This window comes from Rhodococcus sp. NPDC060176 (genome assembly GCF_042728675.1).
GTDB lineage: Bacteria > Actinomycetota > Actinomycetes > Mycobacteriales > Mycobacteriaceae > Rhodococcus_F.
The window spans coordinates 25127-50979 of sequence record NZ_JBHWYS010000003.1; the positions used below are offsets into that span (position 1 = coordinate 25127).

The window sequence follows — 25853 nt, forward strand, 5'->3', positions numbered from 1 at the left end:
CGAGCCGTGAGCAGGCTGCACGCGGTCCGTGAGGCCGACCTCGACGCGATCGCGGCGGGGGCGGTGGTCTTGGGCTGCGGCGGGGGCGGCGATCCACGCTTGTTCGTGGAAATGCTGCGTCCACTGATGGCGTCTACTTCGGTGGAGGTCATCGCGCCGGACCAGTTACCGGACGGGGCGTTGGTGATGCCGGTGGGAATAGTCGGATCAGCCCTGGCATTGGAGGAACAACTGCCCTCCGGACATGAGTTTGCGGACACCGCAGCAGCTTTGACGCGGTGGACCGGGAAAAGTCCGAGCGCAGTGATGACCTTCGAAGGCGGTGGACTCAACGCTCTTTCCGGCGTTGCGGCGGCGTTGGCGTTAGGAGTTCCCGTGGTCGACGCGGACCTGCTCGGTCGAGCGATGCCGCGGCTTGATCACTTCTCCCTGGCCGCAGCCGGGTTGGAATTGTGCCCGGTCACCCTCGCCCAGCCAGGCGGCTTGATTACGGTCGTCGATGGAGTAGATGTGCTGGGCGCCGAGGTAGCAGTGCGGTCGTTGATCGGGAGAACCAGCGGTTGGGGCGCTCTGGCCATCGCGTCGATCGATGCGCGGACTGTGCAGGAGGCGTGCATTCCGGGAACTCTCTCCCGGGCACACGAACTCGGTCAGCACATCGGGACCCTCGGCAGTTGGCAGGAGATCGCCGAGGCCATCGGAGCACGGGTACGGGGGACAGGCCGAGTGCGTGCGGTGCGTCGTGGTCACCCGGACGCCGGCGATCGTCGGGGCAACGTGATTCTCGAACACGGTTCTGCGGTGATTCGAGTCGAATTCGAAAGTGAGTTCCTGACCGTCGCGCTGGACGGCGAGATGATCTCGACGTGCCCCGACATCGTGACACTGCTCGACGTCCGGACCGGCGCCTTCGTCTCGTGCGAATCCGTGCACCAGGGCCAGGACGTGGCCGTGTTGGTTCTGCCCTGCCCTCAGTGGTGGGCCGAAGATGTAAGCAGATTGAAAGTTGTCGGCCCGCGTGCATTCGGGATCGACCACGACGCAGTGCTGATGGAGGCGCGATGAGCGCGAGTGTTTCGGCGTTGCTGAACAACCCGATTTTTGTCGGGTTGTATCGACTTGCCGGCAACGGTGATCCCGTCGTCACGACAGTGGGAGCACTCACCGGGGAATCGACACAGTCGGCCGAGGCAGTGTCGGGTGCGGCGAGTTCAGGATCAGTTCTGGTGATTCTCGATCTAATCGACATCGGAGAGTGGAGATTCGATGCTCTCCTTCGAAGAACGGCGGCGACCGGATGCCAGGTGGTCGCTGTGCACAGCACTGCGGCAGAGGATGCCAGTCTCACGTTGCTCGCCGATCGGCTCGGACTGGTGGTGCTCGGAGTGTCCGACCCGTGGCAGTTCAGCGTGGATCTTCGTGATCTTCTCTCGAATTCGCGGGCGGTGATGGCCGACGCGGTACTGCGGGCGACACACGCGGGCCAGCGTGCCGGTGGAAGCGTCGAGAATCTTCTGTCGGTGTTACTGAACACCTTTCAGCGTTCGTTCATTCTCCTGGACTCGTCCGGACGTCCGCTGACCGGTGCTGACCTGTTGTCGGACAACGATCGAGCGGCCGCAGGTACGTTGTCGGGCCGCGGGGCGCCCACCACTGTCGAATTGGACTCCGGCGGGGTTCTGATCGCATGCCCGGTGATGTCCGGCGCAGCCCGAGAGCCCTGGCTGGCGGTGCTGCTCCCGGTGCGTCAGAGCGTCGAAGAGGCTTCTCTCTCAGTCGTTCTCGATGTGGCCTCGTTGGCTGTCGGTCACCGGCTGGCCGTTGCGCGTATGGTCGATGAGCGCGAAGCGCGTCGGCGTAGCGCGTTGCTGGGTGAACTCGTCGACACGTCCGCAGACGCCACACCCGGACTGCTCAGGCGCGCACTCGACGCCGGTTGGGCGCTGGACGGCTGGCACATCGGCATCAAAGTCCTGGCCATCGGCGAGGTTGACCTGGTGGCCAGGCGCACTGAGGTTGCAGACGCCCTCGCAGCGGAGGGAATCGACGCCAACGTTGTGGAACAGGCTGACGGCTGGGCAGCGTGGACGACTCTGCCAGGTGAGCCGCGACCGGAGGCGATCACCAGGATTGCCGAACGTATTCGCACAGCTCAAGCGCGGTTGGAGCCCACAATGGAGACGTGGGTGGGAGTGGGACGCGCGCACGATGGCCCTGCCGGTATCGGAGCGTCTCTGTCGGAGGCGGGGGATGCCGCTCGTCTCGCCGGTTCCCGGTCGCACACCGGCCGGTTCCTGCACGTGGACCGCCTCGGGCTGGCGCAGTTGCTGCTGGCGTGGACGCGAACCGACACGTTTCAGCCCGCCGCCGCGGCACTGCTCGCGCCGCTACGAGATTCGAGTGGAGAGTTGCTCGAGACTCTCTCGACGTACCTCGACGAAGAATCGTCTCTGGCTCACACCGCAACTCGAATGGGCTTGCACCGCAACACCGTATCGAGTCGGATCGATCGAATTCAGCGCCTTCTCTCGGTGGATCTGGCCGATCCGGAAACCAGGCTTGCACTCCACCTCGCCTGCCGGACGATTACGCCGTGACGACGGGCTTCGCAGCTTCGTCTTGACAAGCACGGGAAGTTCCTGCCATCCTCGTTGCCAGGTCACGAGTACCAGTGTTCAGCCCCGGCTTGCTGGTCGGCAACCCTCCTCCGCGGTGGGGTGCTCCGGGTGACGACCCGGCTGCGTTCGAAAACGAATGCGGCAAGCGCGGACTCTTCCGGGGCCATCTCCCGACGAACGAGTCCTTGAACGTGAGGATTGTCTTCGATGACTGCTGTATTGAGTGCCGACACCTGCTGCACCGCTCCGATCGCCAAGGTTTCGGGTGCTGACCTGCAGGTTCCGCTGGTTCAGGGCGGCGAATGCTCCTACGCCAACTTCGACTACGCCGCGAGTGCGCCGGCATTGGCCCAGGTCACCGACCGTATCGCCGAGTTGTTGCCCACGTACGCCAGCGTCCACCGCGGTGCCGGCTACGCGTCCCGGATCTCCACCCTCACCTACGAGAACGCTCGTGAATCCGTTGCTCGTTTCGTGAACTGTGCCGACGATCAGGTTGTCGTCTTCACCCGAAACACCACCGATTCGCTGAACCTGCTGGCCCAGTGTGTCCCCGGCAGCACCGTTGTCCTCGACGTCGAGCATCACGCAAACCTGTTGCCGTGGAACGACGCTCGTATCGTCACCGCCGCAGACACCATCGAAGAGACCATCGAGCGTCTGATCGGTGAACTGTGCACCAAGCCTGCCGCACTGCTCGCAATCACCGGCGCCTCCAACGTGACCGGTGAGATCCTGCCGATTGCACGCTTGGCTGACATCGCTCACCGTTGCGGCGCACGTATCCTCGTCGACGCTGCTCAGTTGGCTCCCCACCGTCGCATCGACCTGCAGGAATGCGGCGTCGACTACGTAGCGTTCTCGGGCCACAAGCTGTACGCGCCCTTCGGCGCCGGCGTTCTCGTCGGCCGCCGTGACTGGCTCGACGAAGCTCAGCCATACCTCGCCGGCGGCGGCGCCGTGCGTGAGGTGACCATCGGATCCACCGAGTGGGCTTGCGCGCCCGCACGCCACGAGGCCGGTTCGCCCAACGTTCTCGGCGCCGCAGCTATCGCGACCGCCTGCGAAACCCTGCACGCTCTGGACTTCGACGTCATCGCCGAGCATGAGAAGGCGCTCACCGCCCAGCTCACTGACGGCTTGTCCGCCATCGAGGGCGTCTCACTCGTACGGCTGTGGAACGACGCTCCCGACGCCGTCGGAATCGTCACCTTCACCGTCGACGGATTCGAAGCGGGCGAGATCGCCGCATTCCTCTCCGCCGAGCACGGCATCGGAGTTCGCGACGGTCGCTTCTGCGCACATCCAGTTCTCGCACGCCTCGGCCTCTCCGGCGGTGCAGTTCGCGCCAGCCTCGGCCTCGGTAGCAGCTCGGATGACGTCACGCGGTTGGTCGACGCCGTGAACATCCTGGTTTCGAATCAGCGTGATTGGAAGTACGCGAAGACGGCAGGTGCGTGGAACCCTGTGCCCGAGACCCGCCCCTTCCTCGGAGCCGCAGACGACAATGCCGGCGCAGCCGAGTGCGTCTGAGCTGAGCTCGGTCCCCGAAAACTCGAACGGACAACTAGCATGGCAGCCATGGCACCAGCGGACTTTCCCGCCACCCCTTCGAGAGTGAGCATCACTCTCGGTCAGTGGTGCCGTCGCCATGTAGATCTGTGCCGCACCTCGTCAGGAATGTGTTCGAGCTGACGATTCGTCTCGCTCATCCCACACTTTTCTGATTTTCGGAGGTCTCACATGTCTTCACTCGCTTCGCATTCTCTGCACGTAGCGGTCGAGTTGACCGGATCCGGTCACCATCCGGCCGCTGAGGGCGCACCCGGCAACCTGCCCATCATCGGCGGCGACTACTGGGTGGACCTCACCGAGGGCGAAAAGGCTCTCGATTTAGCTTCATTCCCTACCAATGTGGTTCGGATTCGCGCTGCGGATCTGCGTGAGGCACAGCTCGAACGTGCACGGATACGCGCTGCCGTCGCCGAAGAAGGACGCGATCCCGACGGCGTCGCAGTGCTGGTCGATCTCGAGATTCTGATCGCGCCGGAGGCTCGCTCCGCTCGGAAAGAGCTTGCACAGTTGGACAGCGCGTTGACTGCGCCGCGGGTTCCCGTTTCGCTTCACTACGTCGGAACGCCTTCCGGTCTCGGCAGTTTGATCGCCGATATCCGAGCTGCCGATGTCGCCGACGGCGTTACGTTGTTGCCTCTCGCATTGCCCCGCACTCTCGAGCACCTGGTGGACAGCACCATTCCGTGGCTTCAGGATCGGGGACTTGTCACACCGTCCACCGCAGTCGACGAAGTGCTCAGTCGTTTCGGGCTGCCGCCCCGTCAGCGCACTCTCGCGTCCTGATCCTCACCGATTGCATCTGCGTACAGGTGGAACAGCGACGGTAGTTTGTCGACGCCGTCCACCTGTGCCAGCAGCGTCCAGCACTGTGCCGTGACGGAGCGCGCCCGCTTGCCGATCCAGTTGGTGGGCAGTAATTCCGGTGGCAGTAGCGGATCCGGTTCCATGGCTCGCGTGAACTCCGCCGCGAGCTCGATGGTCATCGTGACAGCATCGGTGCCCGGAGTGTTCTGCAGTTTGTGCAGGCGTGCGGTCGCTACGTCGAGCAGCCGTTCATATCCGTCAGCGATCTCGTCCAATGGCCACAACTGCGCGGCAATCTTCACGGGGTCTTCGAGCATGCCCACTTTCAGATCTCGAGTGGTGAGAGAAGACAGGTGCTGTTCGACATCGAGTTCGGCGGCCGCATCGAGAACGTACGGTTCCCAGGCGTGCGGCGAGACGTACAGGCCGCCTTGGACGAGCGCGCCACCGAGGTAAACGACCCTGGTGCGCAGCGCATCTCGCGCTTTCCGTGACGACTCCGGAATTGCGAATCCAACCAGGTGCCAGCACCCGTCCCACGGCGTCGTGGTGCCGCGATCTTGTTGACAGGCCAGCCGAACGAATTCGACGTCGGGTTCCATCTCCCGCAAGGCTTTCGGTGTTGCTCGTAGCGTGGCCTGCCGCCCGCGACCTTCCTGAGTGAACTTTCCCTCGGTGACCAACCGTTTGATGCACAGTCGAACCTGTTGATCTGTTTTGCCGAGGGCGTCGGCGGTGGCATAGAGGGTGTGCCCGTCGACAGTTCCGTCCGTACGCAGTAGCCCCTCGATCAAAATCCTCGTGGGTACATCGACGTCTCTGTCGGTCATCGCCCTGCCCTTTCCTCGCGTCTCGACATCTTCGCCCATAACTGTACTATCGAAGTCAAAACGATCGTTTTCACTTCGTACGTTAGGGCGGGAAGATGGCAGTGCAATCGGAGAGTGAGAGGAAGAGTAGCCCTCGTTTGCGCAGGTGGGTGGTTACTTCCCTGGCAGTGGTCGTTGTCCTGATCGTTGGACTTGTGGGCTGGACGCTGTACCAGAACAGCTACGACATCCGCGAGGAAAAAGTGACGATCACTGGGGGATCGGTGCCACTCCAGGGAGTCCTTGCATTGCCTGAGCATGGTGACGGCCCCTTCGGGCTCGTGGTTTTCGTCCACGGAGACGGACCGATCGATGCAACACACGACACCTTCTATCGGCCGCTCTGGGAGGCATTCGCAAAGGCGGGGTACGCGTCACTCTCCTGGGACAAGCCGGGGGTGAACGGGGCGCCGGGCAACTGGCTCGATCAGAGCATGGACGATCGGGCGGCGGAAACGGAAGCGGCAATCGCGTGGGCGCGGGGGCGTTCGGATATCGATCGCTCTCGGATCGGTCTGTGGGGTGCCAGCCAGGCAGGGTGGGTGATGCCCAAGGTGGTGAACCTCGACCCGGGCGTCGCGTTCGTCATTGCCGTGGGCCCCGCCATCAACTGGCTACAGCAAGGTGAATTCAATACCCTTGCCGAACTTTCCGAGAGAAATGCGTCGGCCGACGAGTTCGAGAAAGCGCGGGTCGACCGCTCGAAGAACTTGGATCAGTTGGCACGCGATGCATCGTTCGGCGATCTCGTGGCCTCCGGCGAGGCTGACGGTCTCACCGAAGACCGGTGGAACTTCATCCGAAAGAACTACCTCTCGGATGCGCGAGCCGATCTCGAAACCGTGAAGGTTCCGGTGCTCTTGATTGTCGGCGGACAAGACGTCAACGTCGACGTGGCAGACACCGAAAGGGTGTATCGCGAATTGCTCGACACTCCAGGGCAATTGGTGGTCAAGAAGTACCCCGACGCTACGCATTCGATCGTGGACAAGGATCTCGAAGACTCGGAAGTGAGGTCCGCTCTGGTGGCCGTCCTTGCTCCCCGTTCGATCTTCACCCCCGGGTATCTAGCAGAACAGACTGCATTCTTGGAGGGAATTCATGGCTGACGGAATCACAGTCGTCGCTCTGGGCGGTGCCGGCGCCATGGGATCGGCCGCAGTTCGTGTGGCTACCACCTTGCCGGGGATCGGCAAGGTGGTAGTCGCTGATCGTGATATCGATGCTGCGAAGCGAGTTTCAGTGGATCTGGCTCGCGCATCTGCGGAAGTAGAGGCTAGGAGTATCGACGTCACGGACCGTCGCTCGCTACGTGAATTGCTGGACGACGCAGACGTCGTCATCAATACGGTCGGCCCGTTCTTCCGTTTCGGCGTCGGTATTCTCCAGGTAGCGATCGAGACCGGGACTCACTATCTCGACATCTGCGACGACTGGGAGCCGGCCGTCGACATGCTGGAATTGGACGGTGCTGCCAGGGAAGCCGGAATCTGTGCGGTAGTCGGCATGGGCGCAAGTCCCGGGATGAGCAACCTCCTGGCCGCGATGGCAGTCTCGCGATTGGGCGTGGTCGACGATCTGTACACAGCCTGGCCGGTTGATGTCGACGGCGAGGACGAGTCGGTGGAAGCCGTCAGTGCCGCTGCCGTTCACTGGATGCAGCAGATCAGCGGCAAGGTTCCGGTGGTTCGTGCGGGTCGAATCGTCTACGAAGAACCGTTACGTTCCATCGCACTGCAACTGCCCGGCGGACGCCGCGGAAACGCTTACGTGGTCGGGCATCCTGAGCCGGTGATGTTTCATCGGACCTTCAGTCCCTCAGGCCATTCGGCTGATCTCATGGTGATCACACCGGAAACTGTGGCATTTCTCGACGTCCTCCGTGCGGATATCGACAGGGGGATAATCGATCTCGACGCGGCCGCTGAAGAATTGGGTAAGCCCTCGCTCCGGCGGATGATCCGCGCTGCACCTCGAATGCTCACGCGTGCCGACCACGGATCCCTGCCGTTGTTCTTCGCCTCGGCGACAGGAACGTTCGACGGAAGAGCGATGCGCGTCGTGGCCCGGATTGCAGACGATTCACCGGTGTCGGAGTTGCTGTCGGACATGGCCCGTGCGACTGGAATCCCTTTGGCGCTGGGCCTTGCTCAGGTTGTATCCCGGCTGGCCGACGGAACGATTTCGGATCGGGTCGGTGTGCACTCACCGGAGAGTGTCATCGATCCGGAAGTTCTGTTCACAGCGCTGGCGCGATTGTTCGATCGAACCGATTGGAGGGAGATCGTCACCGTCGAATCCGAGTTCCGCTAGTCAGTTCGCGGCGTGCGATCCGATGCGACTGCGGATTTCGGCGTCGACTCGGTCTGCGCTTTTCGGGCTGAACGAGGGTGCTCCACGGCCGGTGAGGGTGAGTACCACCGCAGTCTCCTTCCACGGACGTGAAAGATCCAGGCTGTACCACGAGCTGAAATCTGTTGTTCCCCAGATTCGTAGGCGTCCGCTCAGCCACGACATGACTCCGAGGTCGACGGATTCGATCTGCGAGTACGGGACGAACTTGCTGACAAACGGGAAGTAGTAGTGGTGGATCGTGACGCCCTGATCGTCGATCCGGACGGTTCGGTCCTCGTAGATTGTCGATGCTCCTGCACTCACAGTGATAACCCGGTTCCTGCTGGTCGTTGCTCTCGGCGGCTGCCTGAAAACCAACCATACAGTCTTTATTTGGGCAGGCTGCGAGCGCGGGCGTCAAGCGCTGGTGGGCCTTGAGACGACGAGATCGCTCACCGCGATCTGGGCATTGCCGATTGCCGTCTGAACTGGTTCGCAACTGCTCGATGCTCGGGCGAGCGCAAGAACTGCGGTGAGCAGGGCAGCGTCGGGTTGTCCTTCGAACGGTCCGCTCTCGACATCGAACTTTCCGGCCCGCAACTGCTTTCGGGCGTTGATTCCCAGTTGTGAAATGACCTCATCCATCGCGGTCAGGCATTGGGCGAGCGCTCCGATCGACCAGTAGAGATCGGCTGCAACGACGGGTGTCCCCGACGCTACGGTGCCGGCGCGGCGCAATCGGTGGTGGGTGTCTCGGAGTATCTCGGGCAGTCCGTGGTCTGCGCAGTGTTCCATCCCGCCGCCTCCGTAAGGTATAAAGTTAGGTTATTCAATTACGGTAAGGCAGGGAGGTAAGGGATGCAAGTAGTTTTAGACGATTACGTATCCGGTGCGTCGTTTGCGACGGACCTGGTCAACACCTCACCCCGCGTGTGGGTGGAGGCCGGTGACGCGTTGGCTGCCCCCCAGACGCTTCACGATCTACTGGATGAACACGGACTCTCGCCGGACGCGCTCCGCAACGGGCATCGGCTTACCAGCGGTGAACTTGCCGACGTCAAGGAACTCAGAGAGGGGATTCGTTCGATTCTCGATGCTCCGACTTCTGATGAGCTCGTTGATCGCACTCATCGACTCCTGCAGACCGTCCCACATCATGTTCGACTCACGCCGGATTCCCAGAACGACTACCGGTGGAATGCAGTACCGGACAACACAATCGATCTCGCGGGTGAACTCATGTTGTTGATCGGTTACTCGCTACTGGGGACCCTGCGCACATTGGGGTACGAACGATTCCGCCCATGTGCATCGCCGACATGCAACGGGGTGTTTGTCGATACAAGCCGGGGAGGGCGACGCCGCTACTGCATGCCGGCGTTGTGCGGCAACCGAATCAACGTCGCGAATCACCGTCAACGGCAGCGTGATACATAGTCGCTGTGCTTGCCCGGTCGATAGTGACAATCGAACAGAGTACGGCCGAGTGTATGGGTCACTTCAACGAGATCCAGACCACGTCAGTCCCGCACCATTGTCGCCATGGCAACTTCTAGTAGATGGCGGCTCGTATGAAAGCTCGTTCTGTCTCCGCGACAGCAGTTATCAGTGTTGGCGTGTTCACCCTGGCTGGGTGTGGCGGTGCGTCCAGCCCCGAAGGTTCGGTCGGTGAGTATGCAAAGGACGGCAGTTTCACGACTGTCATCAACGCCGATCCTGGAAATCTGCATCCTCTGATCACCAATCTCACGTCGACGCAGATCGTCAACGCGTACTCGTACGATTCGTTGATCGACGTCGATGCGCAAACACGCACTGTGCGTCCGTACCTGGCGGAGAGCTGGACGGAAGAAGGAAACACGCTGAAGTTCGTGCTCAAGAAGGGCATCACCTGTGCCGACGGCACTTCCTTCACCGCACAAACCGCGGCCGATGACATCAATTGGGTCATGGATCCTGAAAATGCTTCACCGCTACGCGGATCCACTGTGCCGATGTCGACTTCGGCCTCAGCGGACGGTGACGAACTGACGGTAACCACCGCCGAACCCGCCCCCTTCCTGCTCTCTCGAATCGGCGCGTTGCGGCTTCCGTGTGCCGCGACGCTCGAAGATCCGGCCAGCATCCGTTCGAGTAGCAACGGCACGGGTCTGTTCAAGGTCACCGAGGTTGTTCCCAACGATCACATCACGATGGAACGCCGCGACGGATACACCTGGAGCCCGAACGGGGAGACCACGTCTGACACTCTCGGGGTGCCGAAGACCGTGACGATCAAGATTGTCACCGATCCGAGTACGACGGCGAATCTTGTTCTCACCGGCGGGGTCAATGCCGCAGCGGTGACCGGTTCGGACGAGGAGCGAGTGCTGGCAGCTGGTCTTGATTCGAAGACGTACACCACGTTGTCCGGTGAGTTCATCTTCAATCATTTCGCGTCTCTGCCCACGGCGGACCGCGCTGTGCGACAGGCTCTTGTGCAAGCCGTCGATCTGGACGACTACACCGAGATCACCACCGGAGGTAAGGGAACCCGCGCACGCGCACTCGCGGTGTCGGAACCCCTCGCCTGCGATTACAACAGTGTCGAAGGAACGATTCCCGAGTTCGACGTCGACGCAGCCAAGAAGACCTTGTCCGACGCCGGCTGGAAGGCGGGTCCCGACGGCGTCCTGACAAAGGACGGTCGACCGCTTACCCTCAACGTGATTTTCAACAATGCCCGCGATACGAACTCTGCCGCCGCGGAATACGTAGCGACACAATGGGAAGGACTGGGGGCCAAGGTCAAACTGACCGGCGGCGATTACAGCTTCGTCATTGCCAACACGTTCAGCACCACTGACCTCTCGTCGTGGGACGTCTCCATCGGTTTGACGCTGGGCAGTGACACACCCAGTATCTTTGCCAAGTATTTCACCGGTCCGCCGAAGCCCGAAGGAGTGAACTTCGCTTCGCTCGACAACAAGAAGTACATCGAATTGTCCACTCAAGCTTCGCTTCTTCCGGGCGATGAGTCCTGCAAGGTGTGGGAGGAAAGTGAGCGGGCATTGTTCAACGACATCGACCTGCTTCCGGTGTCGACGACTCCCGCACACATGTTCTTCAACGGCGCGACGTCGATCTACCCGCCGTCGAGCGGAATTCTCCCGGGCTCGGCGATCCGTGTCCTGAAGTAGGACCCTCGGAGAATGCTCACTTTCGGGTATTGATCATCCGAAGTGCAAACCGAAATACCACCGCAGCACCCGCACCTGCAGCCAGGCCGGCGACGACATCGGCGAGAAGAACACCGACGCCTATGCCCAGGACGGCAGCAGCGGCGACGGCAAGGGCGACGTCAGCACGAGGAGCGGCGATCGCGGCATCCTTTCCCCGAGTATCGAACGAGCACCCATCTCAACGGAGCATGTCACGAAACTGTCGTCCGCAGGTGTATCAACTGCAAAACGTGTGAAACGCGTCGGCCCCGACGGAGTTGGACTCCGCCGGGGCCGGGCTGTGTGTACTGCGCAGTGTGTATTGCGCGCTTACTCAGTGTGTCGGGACGGATTCCTTCGAGGAAGTAAGAGACGTATCGGTGTGCGGGCTACCAATCTCCTTGCGGGAGTTGGAGCCGTTGAACCGAGGGAGGAAACCGGCCAGGACGAGTGCGATGACGGCGGATCCGGCAGCGAGGGCCATGACGACGCGGAAAGCGTTCTCCGACGGCAGCGTTGCCCCACCGATGGACATGGTCATCTGGGCGATGACGACACCCGCGATGGCGCTGGCGAATGATGTACCGAGGGAGCGCATCAGGGTGTTGAAGCTGTTGGCTGCACCGGTCTCGGACGGAGGAACAGCCCCCATGATGAGAGCGGGCATCGCGCCGTAAGCCATACCGGTACCGGCGCCGATGATCACTGCGATCACGATCAGTTCCCAAATCGAGTGCATGGCGAAAATGCCGATGCCGTAACCGATTGCGACGACAACGGCGCCGAGCATGAGCGTCACCTTGGGGCCGTGCGAATTGGTGATGCGTGAGGACAGCGGAGAGATGAGCATCATGATGATGCCGGACGGAGCCATGACCAGACCTGCGGTGAGCATCGAACCGCCGAGGCCGTAACCAGTGATTTCAGGCAACTGGACTACCTGGGGAAAGACCATGCTGGCGGCGAACATCGCGAATCCGAACACGATGGATGCGAGGTTGGTGAAGAGCACCTGGCGGCGGATGGATACGCGTAGATCCACCAACGGCTTGGGGGTGCGTAGTTCCCACCATGCCCAGAATCCGAATATCAGGATCGCGGCGCCGAACAGGGAAAGCGTGAGCGTGCTCGTCCAACCCCAGTCGCCACCCTTGGAAATTGCGAGTAGCAGAGCGATGAGGGCGGCTGAGAGTGAGATTGCTCCGCCGAAATCGAACGTGCCTCCTGTGCGAACCGCCGATTCGGGGACCAGGACGACAACAAGAACGGCCGCAAGCGCGCCGAGCACGGCTGACGCCCAGAACAGGACGTGCCAGTCGGCGTACTCGGCGATCAAAGCCGCGATCGGAAGCCCCAGAGCGCCACCGACTCCCAGCGAAGCGCTCATCATCGCAACAGCGCCGGCGAGCTTCTTGGGCGGAAGTACATCGCGCATCACACTGATACCCAGCGGGATGACGCCGGCAGCAAGACCCTGCAGGATTCGGCCGGCAACGAGGGGGATAACGCTCGAACTGAGTGCTCCGACCACCGAACCGGTGACCAACAGCGCCATGCTGATCAGGAGTAGACGGCGTTTGCCGAACATGTCGCCCAAGCGGCCCATGGTCGGGACGGCGACGGCGGCGGCGAGCAGCGTGGCGGTCACAGCCCACGCGGTATCGGACGCCGGCGCGTTCAGGTACTCGGGCAGATGCGGGATGATCGGGATGACCAGCGTCTGCATGAGCGAGACGACGATGCCGGAAAACGCCAGAACAGCCACCACTGCGGTGGTGGCTGGCGACTTAGTTGTCTGTGGCGGCGTTGTCGGTGGTGGAGAAGTGGTTGACGACATTGCGGTAACTCCATCGGAGGAAGTACGAAAGTGGTTTAAGTCAATTGCTTGAATTAAACTTAAATCAAGTGACTGACTTAAGGGAAGGGTGTGTCTCCGATCGTGACGAACATCTCCGGTGCCGAGCAGCTTCGGACAGTCGAGGATGATGGTGACCATGACTACGAGGGCTGAAGATGCGACGGCCGAAGCCGGCGTCGCGGCAAATTCCGCGCGTTCTGCTGCAACCCGAGACCGCATCCTCGCCGTCGCCGAGCAACTGTTCGCCGAACACGGAGTTTTTGCGGTCTCGAACCGTCAGGTGAGCGAAGCGGCAGGTCAGGGCAACAATGCGGCCGTCGGATATCACTTCGGCACCAAGACCGATCTGGTCCGCGCGATCGTGAACAAGCACTCCCAGCAGATCGAGAAGAAGCGCGGCGAACTGCTACGGAAGGTTGAAGGGTCGAAGGACGTTCGAGATTGGATTACGTGTCTGGTTCGGGCGTCGACCGATCACTACGCTGAAATGGGCGGCCCGACCTGGTACGCGCGGTTCAGTGCGCAGATTCTCACCGATCCAGTCCTGCGGAAAATCGTCTACGACGAGGTTCTGGCCTCGCCCACCCTGCAGGAGACGCTTCGCGGACTATCAGCCTGTCTCACTGACATGCCGATGAGTGTTCGACGCGCTCGCGCGGACATCGGACGCAATGCGATCGTGCACATGTTCGCCGAACGTGAGCGCGCGCTTGCAGAAGAGGGGCCGGATGAAGTCACGTCGTGGGAGGACTTCACGACCGACCTCGTCGACGCATTGGTGGGTCTTTGGACTGCCCCGATCAGCCGCTGACCGGCCGCTCATCTGCGCTGTCCACCCGTTCCGGCGGAACCCTGCGCAATGGATCTTGTGCCGGTGGAAGATCCAGGAGCAGCCCGACTCCCGCAAGAATGATGGCGAGCCCACTGACGAGCGCGAACGTGACAGGCTCGTTCAACCACAGCACTCCGATCGCTGATGCCGAAATCGGCACCAAAAGAGTGACGGCCGATGCCGCGACTGGGCCCGCCTGGCGAATGATCCAGAAATAGACCAGGTAGCCACCGGCGGTAGCCCCCAGCCCCAGGGCTGCCACGGCGATGAGTGGACCGACGGTTATGGGCCCCGGTGGGGGAGCGACGGCGGACACGGGCACCAAGAGGGCAACCGCGGCAAGTTGTTGGCCGAGGGCCAGTGTCATTGGTGGAGTGTCCTGGAATGACTTTCGTGCGTAGACACCTCCGACTGCATACAGCAGCGCCGCAGTCAACGACGCGCCGACGGCAAGCATTGCGCGACTGTCGAGCGCTGACGGCATCCCGCCGACGAGCACCGAGACGCCGGCAATGCCGATCGCAACACCCGAGATTTTTCGCCAGGTGATCTTTTGCCGAAGCCAGAAAGCGGCGGCGAATACGGTGAACATCGGAGTCGTGGCATTCAGGATCGACGCCGTCGACGAGTTGAGTCCGACGATCGCAGTTGCGACAAGCGTGAGAGGCCCAGCGACGTTGAGGGCCGCCAGCAGTAGGAATGCGGGAAACCGGTGACCGACTGCGTGCCAGGTCGATCTGCTGGAGGCCGTTATCAGTGCGAGAACCAGCGCTGCGACTATGAAGCGGGCATGCGTCGTGCCGACGGCGCCGAAGGTTGGGGCAGCCACGGCAACCAGTGGGAACGAGCTTCCCCAGAGTGCGCCGACCAGCAGCAAAGCTCCAACCACGGCGAATCGGCTGCTGCCGATTGCCTTTCGATTCTTCATTGAGCCTCTTCGTCAAAGACCTTGCGGACGTGGATGGTCAATGCCTCGACCTATCCTATACCCCCAGTAGGTATCATGATTATTGTGTCATGATGATGCGGTGATCGGGGATTGCTTGGCGGCTAATTCGTTTTCCCACAATGGTTTATGTGGCGAGGTGATGGCCGTACGCGCCTTCGCACATTCTCCAGTATACCTATAGGGGGTATATTTATAGATGTGTGAGGCTGGCTTCTCGGCTCACCGCCGTCCCCCGAGAGAACAGGAATCCCAATGAGCAGCTGTGGCTGTGGCAATACCCCGAAGACTGACGCCAATGGCGTTGCAGGCACTGTCGGTACGGCGATGCCGACCGGCGGGAAAGACCTACTCAACTCTGGGAGTGGTGAACTCGTCGAATGTCGGGTCATGCCCGGCAGTGTGATCGAGAAGGCGCGTGCCGAAGCGGAAGGCCTGTTCCGTGACTTCGAAGGCAATCGGTACTGGTTCTGCTGCAAGGGATGTGGTCCTCGATTCGACGCAAATCCCAGGAAGTACGCCGACGTGAGCTGAGCGAAAAGTGGTGGTGCAGGCGATGTCTGCACCACCACTTTTGTTGTAGCGCCGTCGGTGTTCGGGCGGACCGTCATCATCAGACAGCGCGAGCACAAGCGCACTGGGTAGCCGCCAAGGTGCATTCGCCTTGCGTCGTTTCGTATGACGGGGGTGCGGGCAATTTAGCACCGGTCTCCCGAGGCCAAAGTGCAAATCCTGCAACGGCTCCCGCTGCGGCAAGCGCTGCGAGGATGCTCCAGGTGACCGCAAATCCCGCGCTCGTGCCGACCCATCCGGCGATCGGATAGGTGACAAGCCAGGCGAGGTGCGACAGCGAGAACTGGGCTGCGAACACCTCCGGTATACCTGTGGGGTCGACGGAGCGCCGAAGCACCTTTCCGGTCGGTGTGACGATCATGGCCATCCCGGCGCCGATGAGTGCCCACACTGAGGCTGTGAGTATCCACGTGAATACGCCGGCCACGGCGAGGGATGCTGCCGCGCCGGCGCTGAAGACCAGAACGACGGAACCTGCTGTCATCACGGTGCGTTCAGCGGTTCTGTCGAGAATGCGTGGAAGAAGCAGAGCGGTCACCAGCGTGCCGGTGCCCGATGCGGCAAGCATCCAGGCCACGTCGGATTGGGTTCCACCGAGCTCGTCGCGAACGTAGTTGACGGTGTTGACCACCACGATCGAGCCGGCTGCTGCCACCACGAGATTGAGGGCCATGATGCCGCGCAGTCGCGGTGTGGTCACGAAGATTCGCACCCCCGACGCGATCCGATCCCACGCCTTGCGGTGAGTACTGGTACGAGCGTTGGGGATTCGGGTGGCCAGCACGAGCAGCGCCGAGACGGCAAAGCCCACGGAGGTGGCGACGAACAACAGGTTGAACGTCATGAAGGACAACGCGACTGCGGCAAGAACAGGGCTGAGCAGACTTTCCATCGTGTAAGCGACCTGCGATGCCGACAGCGCGCGGGTGAAATCGGCCTCGTCGGTCACGATGTCAGGGATGACCGCTTGGAACGTGGGAGTGAACGCTGCCGACGCAGCCTGGAGAACGCCTACCAGCACGTAGATGTGCCAGATCTCGCTGACGAAGGGCAATGCGATCACTACCGCTGCGCGAAGGACGTCGAGTGCGACGAGGAAAGCTCGTCTCGGCAACCGATCTACGTACGCCGCTGCGAGCGGAGCGATCACGACGTACAGGGACATCTTGATAGTCAGCGCGGTGGCCAGCACGGCTCCGGCGCTCGGTCCGGCGAGTTCGTATGCGAGTAGACCCAACGCAACCGTCGCCAACCCAGTGCCGAACAGCGCGATGATCTGGGCGCTGAAGAGCAGGCGATAGTCGCGAATCAAGAACAGACGCATGCTGTTCCGTTCTGGCACGGTCCTAGCGGTCCGGTTCATCTGGTTTCACTCCCGCGACAAGATTGAAAGCTCCGGTCAGGACATTGAGAGCGACGATTCCGACTACGTCGGCGATCTCGCGATCACCGTAGCCGTACGCTCGAAGGTCCGATATGTGTTCGTCGGAAATCGAGGCAGGTTCCCGGTAGACGCGCAGTCCGAGGTCGATCATTGCCGCGATGGCGGGATCGGCCGACGTGCCCGCGCGGGCACGCTCGATCTCGTCCGCCTCGACGCCGTTGGCGTGCGCGGCGGCAACGTGGGCTTCGAGGCAAACAGCGCAACCTTGCTGGACCTGCACAGCGATCGAGATTCGTTCGCTGATCTTGCGGTTCAACTTCGCTCGCTTCATTGCCCGGCTGAGTTGCAGATAGCCACCCAGCACAGCGGGTGAATGAGCCATCGCCGCAACCATGTCGCCGACCTGTCCGTGACGGTTGACGAGCTCGGCGAGCAGGTCTTTGGATGTGCCGACAGCGGTGGCCGGTGTGAGAGGTGCAAGGCGTGACATGAGTTGTCCTAGGTGGTTCCGATGGTGGTGGGTTCGGTGGACGATCGCCCGCCGAACCCACCACCGGAGTTGGTCAAGAATTGACGGTGGACTTAACGGTTCGAGACTCTTCGACTCTGGGTGAGCGCATCACTACCGCGGTGATTCCCGCGCCCACCACTGCGATGACGGCTGCACCGATGAACACTGCGGAGAACCCGTTCGTCAACTCCGTCAGGTCACCGAGTTGATCGGCGCCGAACATCGCCGCGATCGCGGTCATCACCGCGAGACCGACAGCCGAGCCGACCTGGTAACTGACGTTGACGATGCCGGAAGCCAATCCACCCTCCTCTGGGCGTGCGGCCGAAATCGCCGTACCCAGTGAAGGAATGAACGCCAGCGTCATACCGGCCGCAGCTACCAGCGAGGCCGGCAGCACGTCTACCCAGAAGTTGCCGGTGGGCCGGATCAACGACATCCAACCCAAACCTATTCCCAGGAACAGCAATCCGGCGACGATCATTGCTTTTGCGCCGAAGCGCGCCATGGCCCGTGGTGCCACGACGACCATGCCGAGCATGACGAAGATCGTCATCGGCAGCAGAGCCGCACCGGCGGGGAAGGCGCTGTATCCAAGCACTTGCTGCAGATACAGGTTCAGGAAGAACCACATCGGTATCCAGGCGGCGCCGAGCACGAGCTGAGCGATGTTCGCGGCACCGAGGTTGGGCGCCTTGAAGATTCCCAGACGCACGAGAGGCTCCCGACGCTTGGACTGGATCAATACGAATGCACCCAACAGAGCGGCCGACACGGCGAGCGCCAGCCACGTCTGCCCGGATCCCCAACCGACGTCAGGTGCTCTGACGATGCCGAAGACGCCGACAGCGAGGCCCGCGGTGACCGCCAGTGCGCCGAGGAAGTCGATCGACCCGGTACGTGCCGGTGCGTTCGGCATCAGGAAGGGAATGGCGATCAATGCAATAACTGCGATGGGGATGTTGAGATAGAAAACCCAAGGCCAGCTGGTGTATTCGGTGATGACGCCGCCGAGGAACACGCCGGCCGTACCGCCCGCCGGGGCGGCGGCGCCGTAGATGGACAGCGCCTTGGTCATTTCCTTTTGCGTGCTGCCGAACAGCATCATCAGCAGGGTGAGCGCCGATGGCGCGATGAGTGCGGCACCGGCGCCCTGAACTGCGCGGCCTGCAAGTTCGACGGCGACGTTACCGGCGGCACCGGCGACAACGGAACCGATCAGCAGGATCAGCCAACCGGCGGTGAACACTCTGCGGGCGCCGAACAGGTCGGACAGGCGCCCACCGAGGAGGAGTAGCCCGCCGAATGCGATGACGTATGCATTGAAGACCCAGGTGAGACCTTCCTGGGAGAAACCGAGATCGCTCTGCATCTGGGGGAGAGCGACACCGATGATCGAGGTGTCCATGATGACCATGAACTGAGCGGCGGCAATCAACGCCAACGCCCACCACTTACGTGTGGATTGCGGTTGTGTGGACATTCTGAATTCCTTACCTGTACGGGGTATAGGTGATGCTTGCGTGTTCCGGGGACGTCGTAAGCGAGCCGCTGCGACATCGGTGCAGTGCGACGATGAAATGTGTGGGGAATCGATGCTTTCGGAACTTATTCGACCGGCGCTCGACGTAGGTGCGCATCGGATCTCCTTCGAGTGAATTCAAAGTACTTCGGTCGTTCGTTGCATACCCTAGGGGGGTATGGTACAAATTGCAACAGGTTCGATTTCGAAGAGTGCAGAACCCAACGCAGACGGCAACGGAAGTGCTGCCGACCTAAGCTCGGGAGGGCAAGATGTTCAGCAAGAACGGCTACACACTGGAATTGGCAACGTCGGAGGCGGCTGTCGGCAGCAATGTACCTCTGCAATTCCGGATTCTGGATTCAGCGGGAACTCCGTTGACTCAGTACACGGACACCCACGACAAGCAGTTGCATCTGATCGTGGTCGGTCTGGACCTGACCGAGTTCCAGCACGTGCATCCCGAATTGGATGAGAACGGAAACTGGCACGTGTCAGTTCATTTCGCTCATTCGGGAGACTATCGAGTCTTCGCTGACTTCACCCCGGACGGCGGTGACGGAATCACGCTGAGTGCGGATGTACGCGTCGTCGGCCCCTATGATCCCCGGCCGTTGCCTGCCGCTGCTGCCGACACGACGGTCGACGGATACACAGTCTCCCTCGAAGGCGCGGCCCATGCCGGTCAGACATCGAAGCTCACGCTCTCGGTCAGTCGTGACGGAATCCCGGTCACAGACTTGCAGCCCTACCTTGCCGCGTACGGGCATCTGGTCGCGTTGCGTGCCTCCGACCTCGCCTATCTCCATGTGCATCCGGACGGTCATCCCGGTGACGGTGTCACGCCAGCTGGTCCGGCAATCACCTTCTACGCCAACATGCCGAGTGCCGAGGACTACCGATTGTTCTTGGACTTCAAACACGACGGGGTGGTGCGTACAGCGGAATTCACGCTGACGGCCGACAATGCGACCCCACCTGTGTCCGAACATGCGAACCACGCGCACCACGGGCACTGAGATCGAATGCGTTTCGCAGCAGCGGGAAAACGGGCATCGGCAATCGCCATGCACCCATCTGTTCGTGCAGTAGCGAAGTGCCTGGCGATGTGCGCAGTGATTGCTCTGCAGGACAACGGAAGCCGAAGAGTATCCGCACCTCGTCCCGGAAATGAGAATTGTTGCGACATCACGCGTTGACGAAAAGGAGGATATCGAATGTCGGAAGCGACAGAAGTTGGCAGTGCTCCAGGCAGTAATTCGACTGGCGATGCATGCTGCACGAGCGATTCGCACGGCTACATCTCCGCCAAGGACGACTACCTGGCGCGACTGCGTCGCATAGAAGGTCAATCTCGTGGCCTGCAGCGGATGGTCGACGAGGACAAGTACTGCATCGACATTCTCACTCAAGTCGCGGCGATGACCAAGGCTCTCCAGGCGGTAGCGATGGGCCTGCTCGAGGACCACATTGGCCACTGCGTCGTCAAAGCCGCTGTTGCCGGTGGACCCGAGGCGGACGCGAAGATCAAAGAAGCGAACGACGCGATTGCGCGATTGGTCCGCTCGTAGAACTGTGCTCGACGAACATTGATACCTTGGTGGGCATGTTCAGTGTCGAGATCCGTCGTACATTCGCTGTGAGGCAAGGGCTTCCGGCACCCGTGCGGGACGCAAAGAATTTGCCGCCGCTGATGCCTGCCGAGGGATTTCGGGTGACGATGCGAGCGGGGTTCTCGTTCCAGGACGACCAACTCGGAGATCGTGGATGGTTTGTCGACACGGACGCTCTGGACGAAGCGATCGATCGATGTACCGAGCAATTGGCGAGCGGTGTCTGGCCGGAGATTTTCGATTTCCGTCCGTCATTCGAGAACGTTACGAAGTGGGCTTTCGGTGAACTGGCGCCCAGCATTCCCCAACTCGCCTACGTCGAACTCGACAACGAGACAATCGGTGTGGCAACAAGATACGTCAGATCGCAGTGATCTGACGTATCTCGTTGCCGCTTAGAGTTCGATCGATCGGTTACTGGTAGAGACGCAGTGCGGAACCGATGAAGGTCTTGCCGAATGCGAGTCCGGCCTTGTTGAAGTAGAAGCTCAAGACCGTATCGGCAAACGGGACTGCGGACACCGTTTTGGTGATCTGCGACTCGGCGTCCGCCCACTCCGCGCATGCTGCGTCGCCGGTCAAACCGGAGGCCTTGGCAACGGCTGCTTCGTAGGCGGGGTTGTTGATCGAAGAGAAATTCTTACCTGCTGCCGGAGCAGGACCGGAGAAGAACGGGACGAACCCGCTGGGAACCGAGTTGTTGATCTGGATCCACGCGATGTCCCACTGGTTGTTGTCTTTGCCGCTGAGCATGACGTCGACAACCTTGGTCTGGTCGGCTCCTGTCACCTCGACGGTCGCGCCGAGGTCGGACCATGCCGTCTGAGTGAGTTCGGCTGCTGCGCTGCGCGCATCTTCGCCGGCAGCGTAGAAGAGGCGGAGGGTCAGCGGCTTTCCGTCCTTGCTTCGCTTGCCGTCAGAGCCGGCGGTCCAACCTGCAGCGTCCAGTGTTGCCTTTGCTGCGCTGAGGTCGAAGTCCGGAATGTTGCCTGCGACAGAGTCGTACACGCAGGCGCGGGGTTCGACGGAGACAAGACTTGTTGCACGGGTGCCTTGGCCGCCAGTGATCACTTCAGCGAGATCGTCGAGATTGACGGCCTGGACTAGAGCTTTTCGAACGGCGGGATCACTGGTCGGATTATCCGCAATCTGATTGAAGTACATCTGACCGGCGGGAAGTGGGCGCTGGACCGAGTCGAAATTGGCGGCATCGATGCGATCCTTGTCCGGACCGGCGATCGGAGATGCGCTCAGTTCGCCCGAGAGAAGCTGGTTTGCTGCGGTGCTGACATTGGGTGCCATGACAGCAATGACCGTCTTGGGGACGCCCGGTGTATCGGAGGTGGTGTCGTCGGGGCCCCAGCTGTAGCCGTCGCGACGCTCGAACGTGTAGTGGTCGTTGGCCGAGACTTCGGTGACTTCGAACATGCCGGAGCCCAGCGACTTGTTGTTCGAGGCGGTCGGATCTTCGAGTCCGGCATCGCACATGATCGGGAGGCGACTGATGGTGAGGAGGAGGAACGGGGTCGGCGCCGGAGTGGTGACCGTGATGGTGCGGGTGGCGAGATCGGCAGTGGCCGAAGCGCCGATGGGAACTGTGGTGCCACGTTGTTGCGAACCCTTGGCCGGATCGGCTACGAAGTTGATGTTGTTCGCGACGGTCTGTGCAGTCAGCGTCGACCCGTCGGTACAGGTCACGCCTTCACGAATGGTGAAGGACGCGGAGGTCGGCGTTTCTTCCCACTTCTCGGCCAACCATGGTTTGAATTCACTGGTTTCAGGATCCTGGTAGACCAGGGAGTCGTACGCCAGCTTCGAAATTTCCGCGGTTGCCGCCGAGCCGGACATGATCGGGTTGAGTGCACCCGGATCGCCTTGCAACGCGTACCGGAAGGTTCCGTCTGTCAGAGGCTCACCGCCGCCGGAGCCCGAGGACGTGCCTCCCGAGCTGCAAGCCGACAACACGAGCGCGAGCCCCGCGGTCGCGGCAAGCGTCGAATAGGAGCGGTGTTTCATTGTGCCTCCGTGAAGGAGCCGGGGCCCGGGAGTGAATCGTGAGGGCGCAGTCGAGTGTGACCGCTAAATCTTGGCGTAGGACGTGACGGGCATCTCGGTTGATCCTCACGAAAATCCGGCAGATTTTTGTTCGATTTCACGAAGGCTGGAGTTCTGGCTCAGTTCAGGGGGAGTCGAGGGCACTTCGATGTGGCCACCCGGTCTCCGTGAGTACTACGGCCGAAACCGAGGTCGCCGGGGCGATCGGGCCGAGACCGCGGAGATCTTCGTCGTCGTCGATCTCGGACCAGAATTCGTCCGCCGAAACATCGAGGCCGAGAACGATCCACGGCGGTCCGGCCCTTTGAAAGGCAAAGGAGACGTTGCCGGTTCGAGGAACCGTCGCATCGAACAAATGGTCTCCGACGGGATAACCCTGCTGCTCGCCGATCAAAGTCACGGTCGTCGGTTCGAAGGATGCCTCGCGCAGAATCTGCTCGACTGCGCGGTCGAAGCTCTGCTGGGCGCTGAACTCTTTGTCCGGCTTCGAACCGCTGAACTCGGGAAAATGCGCACAACACAAAACATGAGAGCCTGCTGAGGTGCAGTACAGGCGAAACACGGGAAATCCACCGGCCACGACGCGTGACGTTAGCAGAGCGTCGAAATGAAGGAATTGCTGTTTCAGCAAAGATTGTTGCCTGAATTGCGGGAGATGTTCATCCTGGATGAATGAGCCACGAACACCACACTCACCACGAAAACTCCGATACCACCGAGAATCCGTACGCCAAGGCGGACGCACAATTCTGGAACTCGCTGTACGAAGAACGCCCAGCACGTTGGAGCGGAAACCCCAACCCGCAGTTGATTGCCGAGGCCTCCGACCTCGAGCCGGGCACGGCACTCGACGTCGGTTGCGGTGAAGGTGCCGACGCTTTGTGGTTGGCGCGTCGCGGGTGGAAGGTCACCGGCACCGACATCTCGTCGGTTGCGCTCGGTCGCGCCCAGGCTCACGTCGAGGGCGAGGGCGTCGACATCGAATGGCTGGAAGCCGATCTGACGAAGTGGGATCCGCAGGGTCGTTCGTTCGATCTGGTGTCTGCGCAGTTCTTCCACATGCTCGAACCCGCGCGCGGGGAATTGTTCCGGGCGCTCGGTGATCTGGTCGCGCCGGATGGGCATCTTCTGATCGTGGGCCACTCGCCCCACGAGTCGCCCACCGAGCATCATCGGGCGATGCTGCATACCCCGGAATATGTGGAGTCGCTGTTCACCGATGGGTGGAAGGTGCTGGTCTCGGAGTCGCGGGAACGTGATCTCCCCGCGACCCCCGAGATGCATCACACCACGGATACCGTTGTGCTGCTTCAGCGATTGAGTGCGAGTACCGACAGCAACTCGTAGGCGACGTGAGCCGCTGCGATACCGGTGATCTCGGCGTGGTCGTACGCCGGCGCTACCTCGACGATGTCGGCGCCGACCACGTTGAGTCCCACCAACCCACGCAGTGTGTTCAACAATTCGCGAGAGGTCATGCCGCCCGCTTCGGGTGTTCCGGTGCCCGGAGCGTGGGCGGGATCGAGTACGTCGATGTCGACGGAGACGTACACCGGCCCACCGTCGAGGCGCTTACGCATGCGCTCGACGATGCTGGCGACGCCGTCGACCTCGTAGTCGTCGCTGCGGATCACCTGGAAGCCGAGGACGCGGTCGTCTTCGAGGTCCTTCTCGCTGTAGAGCGGTCCACGGATACCGATGTGCTGTGAGCGCTCCATGTCGATCAGGCCCTCTTCGCTGGCGCGGCGGAAGGGGGTCCCGTGGGTGAATGGCTGACCGAAGTAGGTGTCCCAGGTGTCGAGGTGAGCATCGAAGTGCAGGACGGCGATCGGGCCGTGATCGCGGGCCAGTGAGCGCAGGATCGGCAGTGCGATGGTGTGGTCGCCGCCGAGCGTGAGCACAGATGAACCGTCGGCGCGCAGGTCGGTGACGGCGGACTGAACCGTCGTGAGAGCTTCCTGGATGTCGAAGGGGTTGACGCCGATGTCGCCGAAATCGGCTACCTGCTGGTTCGCGAAGGGGGAGACCTTGAGCGCGGGGTTGTACGGACGCAGCAGCTTCGACGCAGCGCGGATGTGGCCCGGGCCGAAACGAGCGCCGGGGCGGTAGCTGACACCCGAATCGAAAGGAATGCCGAGAATCGTCACGTCGGCGCGCGAGACCTCGTCCAGGCGCGGCAGACGCGCAAAAGTGGTCGGCTCGGCGTAGCGGGGGACGCGCGTGGCGTCGACGGGTCCGATGAACGATCCGGGGTTGTTGGTAGCCATGTGCAGAGGTCCCTGCTCTCGATTCGGCGCACACCGGGCGCCCTTCAGTGATGTAGCTCTCTGAGCAAGTATGGTTTCTTCAAGAGGCTCGGTTGTCAACCCCTGTTTCCTGAAAGGGACACGGCGGTCGTGAAGGAGTGGGTTCAGTGGCCAAGGCGAAGGAAGCGGTCGAGCCGGTCGGTCCGCGCATCGGGGCGAGGCTCAAGGCGGCACGTCAGTCGAAGCGATTGACCCTCGACGACCTGGCCGAGGCCTGTGGTGTGACCAAGGGGTATCTCTCGAAACTCGAGCGCGATCACGTCAACGCGTCGGTGGCGACCCTGATCAAGGTGTGCGCGGTGCTCGAGATCCCCGTCGGATCTCTGTTCGAGAATGCGTCCGCCGGTGAAGTAGTCCGCGCCGACGCCATGCCGCAAATCAGCTTCGGTGGCGAAAAGATGACAGAGTACCTGCTCACGCCTACCAACGAGCGTCGGATCCAGGTGCTGCTCGGCGAGCTCGAACCAGGCGGCGGAAGTGGTCAGGAGTTCTACAGTCTGCCGATCGACGTGAACTTCGTACACGTGCTCGAGGGTGGCCTGCGGGTCTCGTTCGAGGGCGGTCGGACGGATCCGAACGGTGAGGCCGTCGATGCTGAGGATGTCGTGCTCGCGGCGGGCGATTCCTTCACGTTCACGCCTACGCACAATCACAGTTTTCAGGCCGAAGGCGCGGTTCTGGCGAAGGTTCTGTGGGTCCTGAATCCGGCGTTGCCAGAAGGGCCCCGCGCTCCGTCTTCGTGAGGCTCGAACGTGTAAATGTTGATTGTTAGGAAACAAGAGTTGACATGACTGGCGGCACCAGTCACGCTGGTAGTTGTCCCCGTCACACGCACCGTCGAAAATTGGCGTCA

The 25853-nt window shown here is 61.6% G+C and carries 26 protein-coding genes and 1 riboswitch; of the genes, 15 read left to right on the forward strand and 11 right to left on the reverse strand.

Translation table 11 applies throughout. The annotated features are described in order from the left end of the window. Window positions 1–6: 6 nt before the first annotated feature. From ACFWEM_RS15010 to ACFWEM_RS15025, 4 genes are all read left to right on the forward strand, one after another. Window positions 7–1065 carry a DUF917 domain-containing protein gene (locus tag ACFWEM_RS15010; RefSeq protein WP_378534663.1) on the forward strand — a complete coding sequence of 353 codons (1059 nt, stop codon included), beginning with the start codon at window positions 7–9 and terminating at the stop codon, window positions 1063–1065. After that, window positions 1062–2597: a PucR family transcriptional regulator gene (locus tag ACFWEM_RS15015; protein WP_378534665.1), complete on the forward strand. Its 1536-nt coding sequence runs from the start codon at window positions 1062–1064 to the stop codon at window positions 2595–2597. The genes ACFWEM_RS15010 and ACFWEM_RS15015 overlap by 4 nt, the downstream gene beginning before the upstream one ends. A gap of 60 nt (window positions 2598–2657) precedes the next feature. Then, window positions 2658–2772: riboswitch (SAM riboswitch) on the forward strand. 53 nt (window positions 2773–2825) lie between these two features. After that, window positions 2826–4151, forward strand: coding sequence for an aminotransferase class V-fold PLP-dependent enzyme (locus ACFWEM_RS15020; RefSeq protein ID WP_378534667.1), 1326 nt, complete (start codon window positions 2826–2828; stop codon window positions 4149–4151). A 210-nt stretch (window positions 4152–4361) separates the two neighbouring features. Then, on the forward strand, window positions 4362–4976 hold the full coding sequence (locus ACFWEM_RS15025) for a hypothetical protein (protein ID WP_378534669.1): 615 nt from the start codon (window positions 4362–4364) through the stop codon (window positions 4974–4976). Here the strand turns inward: ACFWEM_RS15025 and ACFWEM_RS15030 are convergent. Next, complete coding sequence (locus ACFWEM_RS15030; protein WP_378534671.1) at window positions 4955–5866, reverse strand: PaaX family transcriptional regulator C-terminal domain-containing protein; 912 nt, start codon at window positions 5864–5866, stop codon at window positions 4955–4957. The two genes, ACFWEM_RS15025 and ACFWEM_RS15030, sit on opposite strands and share 22 nt — an antisense overlap. A gap of 110 nt (window positions 5867–5976) precedes the next feature. Between ACFWEM_RS15030 and ACFWEM_RS15035 the strand changes: the two genes are divergently transcribed. After that, window positions 5977–6975: an alpha/beta hydrolase family protein gene (locus ACFWEM_RS15035; RefSeq protein ID WP_378536139.1), complete on the forward strand. Its 999-nt coding sequence runs from the start codon at window positions 5977–5979 to the stop codon at window positions 6973–6975. Beyond that, window positions 6968–8179, forward strand: coding sequence for a saccharopine dehydrogenase family protein (locus tag ACFWEM_RS15040; protein WP_378534673.1), 1212 nt, complete (start codon window positions 6968–6970; stop codon window positions 8177–8179). The genes ACFWEM_RS15035 and ACFWEM_RS15040 overlap by 8 nt, the downstream gene beginning before the upstream one ends. Here ACFWEM_RS15040 and ACFWEM_RS15045 read toward each other — a convergent pair whose 3' ends face one another. Continuing rightward, on the reverse strand, window positions 8180–8524 hold the full coding sequence (locus ACFWEM_RS15045; protein WP_378534675.1) for a hypothetical protein: 345 nt from the start codon (window positions 8522–8524) through the stop codon (window positions 8180–8182). Between the two features lie 93 nt (window positions 8525–8617). Further along, a complete protein-coding gene (locus ACFWEM_RS15050; protein WP_378534677.1) occupies window positions 8618–8995 on the reverse strand; it encodes a hypothetical protein in 378 nt (125 codons plus the stop codon). A 63-nt stretch (window positions 8996–9058) separates the two neighbouring features. On the opposite strand from ACFWEM_RS15050, the gene ACFWEM_RS15055 reads away from it, so the two are divergent. Next, window positions 9059–9637 (forward strand): CGNR zinc finger domain-containing protein, encoded by a 579-nt coding sequence (locus ACFWEM_RS15055; RefSeq protein ID WP_378534679.1) that lies wholly within the window; start codon window positions 9059–9061, stop codon window positions 9635–9637. A gap of 134 nt (window positions 9638–9771) precedes the next feature. Then, window positions 9772–11379 (forward strand): ABC transporter substrate-binding protein, encoded by a 1608-nt coding sequence (locus ACFWEM_RS15060; RefSeq protein ID WP_378534681.1) that lies wholly within the window; start codon window positions 9772–9774, stop codon window positions 11377–11379. A 355-nt stretch (window positions 11380–11734) separates the two neighbouring features. Here ACFWEM_RS15060 and ACFWEM_RS15065 read toward each other — a convergent pair whose 3' ends face one another. Beyond that, the gene (locus ACFWEM_RS15065) at window positions 11735–13237 is read right to left on the reverse strand and encodes an MFS transporter (protein ID WP_378534683.1); all 1503 of its coding nucleotides are present in this window, start codon (window positions 13235–13237) and stop codon (window positions 11735–11737) included. 157 nt (window positions 13238–13394) lie between these two features. On the opposite strand from ACFWEM_RS15065, the gene ACFWEM_RS15070 reads away from it, so the two are divergent. Next, a complete protein-coding gene (locus ACFWEM_RS15070) occupies window positions 13395–14069 on the forward strand; it encodes a TetR/AcrR family transcriptional regulator (RefSeq protein ID WP_378534685.1) in 675 nt (224 codons plus the stop codon). On the opposite strand, the gene ACFWEM_RS15075 is transcribed toward ACFWEM_RS15070, so the two are convergent. After that, window positions 14059–15018, reverse strand: a complete 960-nt coding sequence (locus tag ACFWEM_RS15075) for a DMT family transporter (RefSeq protein ID WP_378534687.1) — start codon at window positions 15016–15018, stop codon at window positions 14059–14061. The genes ACFWEM_RS15070 and ACFWEM_RS15075 overlap by 11 nt on opposite strands. Window positions 15019–15291: 273 nt before the next feature. Here ACFWEM_RS15075 and ACFWEM_RS15080 point away from each other — a divergent pair, with 273 nt between their 5' ends. After that, window positions 15292–15570, forward strand: a complete 279-nt coding sequence (locus tag ACFWEM_RS15080; RefSeq protein ID WP_378534689.1) for a hypothetical protein — start codon at window positions 15292–15294, stop codon at window positions 15568–15570. 79 nt (window positions 15571–15649) lie between these two features. Here the strand turns inward: ACFWEM_RS15080 and ACFWEM_RS15085 are convergent, their stop codons facing one another. From ACFWEM_RS15085 to ACFWEM_RS15095, 3 genes are all read right to left on the reverse strand, one after another. Beyond that, on the reverse strand, window positions 15650–16972 hold the full coding sequence (locus ACFWEM_RS15085) for an MFS transporter (RefSeq protein WP_378534691.1): 1323 nt from the start codon (window positions 16970–16972) through the stop codon (window positions 15650–15652). After that, window positions 16956–17483, reverse strand: a complete 528-nt coding sequence (locus tag ACFWEM_RS15090; RefSeq protein WP_378534693.1) for a carboxymuconolactone decarboxylase family protein — start codon at window positions 17481–17483, stop codon at window positions 16956–16958. The genes ACFWEM_RS15085 and ACFWEM_RS15090 overlap by 17 nt, the downstream gene beginning before the upstream one ends. Before the next feature lie 73 nt (window positions 17484–17556). After that, window positions 17557–18987: an MFS transporter gene (locus ACFWEM_RS15095; protein WP_378534695.1), complete on the reverse strand. Its 1431-nt coding sequence runs from the start codon at window positions 18985–18987 to the stop codon at window positions 17557–17559. 311 nt (window positions 18988–19298) lie between these two features. Here ACFWEM_RS15095 and ACFWEM_RS15100 point away from each other — a divergent pair, with 311 nt between their 5' ends. The 3 genes from ACFWEM_RS15100 (at window position 19299) to ACFWEM_RS15110 (ending at window position 21013) form a co-directional block, all read left to right on the forward strand. After that, a complete protein-coding gene (locus ACFWEM_RS15100) occupies window positions 19299–20045 on the forward strand; it encodes a hypothetical protein (RefSeq protein WP_378534697.1) in 747 nt (248 codons plus the stop codon). Window positions 20046–20243: 198 nt separating this feature from the next. Beyond that, window positions 20244–20597 carry a metal-sensitive transcriptional regulator gene (locus ACFWEM_RS15105; RefSeq protein WP_378534699.1) on the forward strand — a complete coding sequence of 118 codons (354 nt, stop codon included), beginning with the start codon at window positions 20244–20246 and terminating at the stop codon, window positions 20595–20597. Window positions 20598–20632: 35 nt separating this feature from the next. Beyond that, window positions 20633–21013: a 6-carboxytetrahydropterin synthase gene (locus ACFWEM_RS15110; protein WP_378534701.1), complete on the forward strand. Its 381-nt coding sequence runs from the start codon at window positions 20633–20635 to the stop codon at window positions 21011–21013. A 40-nt stretch (window positions 21014–21053) separates the two neighbouring features. Here ACFWEM_RS15110 and ACFWEM_RS15115 read toward each other — a convergent pair whose 3' ends face one another. Together ACFWEM_RS15115 and ACFWEM_RS15120 are read right to left on the reverse strand one after the other, a co-directional pair. Continuing rightward, window positions 21054–22655: an ABC transporter substrate-binding protein gene (locus ACFWEM_RS15115; RefSeq protein WP_378534703.1), complete on the reverse strand. Its 1602-nt coding sequence runs from the start codon at window positions 22653–22655 to the stop codon at window positions 21054–21056. Between the two features lie 163 nt (window positions 22656–22818). Next, entirely contained in the window at window positions 22819–23256 is a 438-nt protein-coding gene (locus ACFWEM_RS15120) for a hypothetical protein (RefSeq protein WP_378534705.1), read from the reverse strand. A gap of 110 nt (window positions 23257–23366) precedes the next feature. Here ACFWEM_RS15120 and ACFWEM_RS15125 point away from each other — a divergent pair, with 110 nt between their 5' ends. After that, the gene (locus ACFWEM_RS15125; RefSeq protein ID WP_378534707.1) at window positions 23367–24041 is read left to right on the forward strand and encodes a class I SAM-dependent methyltransferase; all 675 of its coding nucleotides are present in this window, start codon (window positions 23367–23369) and stop codon (window positions 24039–24041) included. Here the strand turns inward: ACFWEM_RS15125 and speB are convergent. Continuing rightward, on the reverse strand, window positions 24005–24961 hold the full coding sequence (gene speB / locus ACFWEM_RS15130; RefSeq protein ID WP_003941134.1) for an agmatinase: 957 nt from the start codon (window positions 24959–24961) through the stop codon (window positions 24005–24007). The two genes, ACFWEM_RS15125 and speB, sit on opposite strands and share 37 nt — an antisense overlap. A gap of 146 nt (window positions 24962–25107) precedes the next feature. On the opposite strand from speB, the gene ACFWEM_RS15135 reads away from it, so the two are divergent. Continuing rightward, on the forward strand, window positions 25108–25743 hold the full coding sequence (locus tag ACFWEM_RS15135; protein ID WP_317551735.1) for an XRE family transcriptional regulator: 636 nt from the start codon (window positions 25108–25110) through the stop codon (window positions 25741–25743). The last annotated feature ends 110 nt before the right edge of the window (window positions 25744–25853 follow it).

What these genes read in the sequence shown, in the direction of transcription:
- ACFWEM_RS15015 (WP_378534665.1), top strand. Translation starts at nt 1,062, where the DNA reads ATGAGCGCGAGTGTTTCGGCGTTGCTGAACAACCCGATTTTTGTCGGG.
- ACFWEM_RS15020 (WP_378534667.1), top strand. Translation starts at nt 2,826, where the DNA reads ATGACTGCTGTATTGAGTGCCGACACCTGCTGCACCGCTCCGATCGCC.
- ACFWEM_RS15025 (WP_378534669.1), top strand. Translation starts at nt 4,362, where the DNA reads ATGTCTTCACTCGCTTCGCATTCTCTGCACGTAGCGGTCGAGTTGACC.
- ACFWEM_RS15030 (WP_378534671.1), bottom strand. Translation starts at nt 5,866, where the DNA reads ATGGGCGAAGATGTCGAGACGCGAGGAAAGGGCAGGGCGATGACCGAC.
- ACFWEM_RS15040 (WP_378534673.1), top strand. Translation starts at nt 6,968, where the DNA reads ATGGCTGACGGAATCACAGTCGTCGCTCTGGGCGGTGCCGGCGCCATG.
- ACFWEM_RS15050 (WP_378534677.1), bottom strand. Translation starts at nt 8,995, where the DNA reads ATGGAACACTGCGCAGACCACGGACTGCCCGAGATACTCCGAGACACC.
- ACFWEM_RS15055 (WP_378534679.1), top strand. Translation starts at nt 9,059, where the DNA reads ATGCAAGTAGTTTTAGACGATTACGTATCCGGTGCGTCGTTTGCGACG.
- ACFWEM_RS15060 (WP_378534681.1), top strand. Translation starts at nt 9,772, where the DNA reads ATGAAAGCTCGTTCTGTCTCCGCGACAGCAGTTATCAGTGTTGGCGTG.
- ACFWEM_RS15065 (WP_378534683.1), bottom strand. Translation starts at nt 13,237, where the DNA reads ATGTCGTCAACCACTTCTCCACCACCGACAACGCCGCCACAGACAACT.
- ACFWEM_RS15070 (WP_378534685.1), top strand. Translation starts at nt 13,395, where the DNA reads ATGACTACGAGGGCTGAAGATGCGACGGCCGAAGCCGGCGTCGCGGCA.
- ACFWEM_RS15075 (WP_378534687.1), bottom strand. Translation starts at nt 15,018, where the DNA reads ATGAAGAATCGAAAGGCAATCGGCAGCAGCCGATTCGCCGTGGTTGGA.
- ACFWEM_RS15080 (WP_378534689.1), top strand. Translation starts at nt 15,292, where the DNA reads ATGAGCAGCTGTGGCTGTGGCAATACCCCGAAGACTGACGCCAATGGC.
- ACFWEM_RS15085 (WP_378534691.1), bottom strand. Translation starts at nt 16,972, where the DNA reads ATGAACCGGACCGCTAGGACCGTGCCAGAACGGAACAGCATGCGTCTG.
- ACFWEM_RS15090 (WP_378534693.1), bottom strand. Translation starts at nt 17,483, where the DNA reads ATGTCACGCCTTGCACCTCTCACACCGGCCACCGCTGTCGGCACATCC.
- ACFWEM_RS15095 (WP_378534695.1), bottom strand. Translation starts at nt 18,987, where the DNA reads ATGTCCACACAACCGCAATCCACACGTAAGTGGTGGGCGTTGGCGTTG.
- ACFWEM_RS15100 (WP_378534697.1), top strand. Translation starts at nt 19,299, where the DNA reads ATGTTCAGCAAGAACGGCTACACACTGGAATTGGCAACGTCGGAGGCG.
- ACFWEM_RS15105 (WP_378534699.1), top strand. Translation starts at nt 20,244, where the DNA reads ATGTCGGAAGCGACAGAAGTTGGCAGTGCTCCAGGCAGTAATTCGACT.
- ACFWEM_RS15110 (WP_378534701.1), top strand. Translation starts at nt 20,633, where the DNA reads ATGTTCAGTGTCGAGATCCGTCGTACATTCGCTGTGAGGCAAGGGCTT.
- ACFWEM_RS15115 (WP_378534703.1), bottom strand. Translation starts at nt 22,655, where the DNA reads ATGAAACACCGCTCCTATTCGACGCTTGCCGCGACCGCGGGGCTCGCG.
- ACFWEM_RS15125 (WP_378534707.1), top strand. Translation starts at nt 23,367, where the DNA reads ATGAGCCACGAACACCACACTCACCACGAAAACTCCGATACCACCGAG.
- speB (WP_003941134.1), bottom strand. Translation starts at nt 24,961, where the DNA reads ATGGCTACCAACAACCCCGGATCGTTCATCGGACCCGTCGACGCCACG.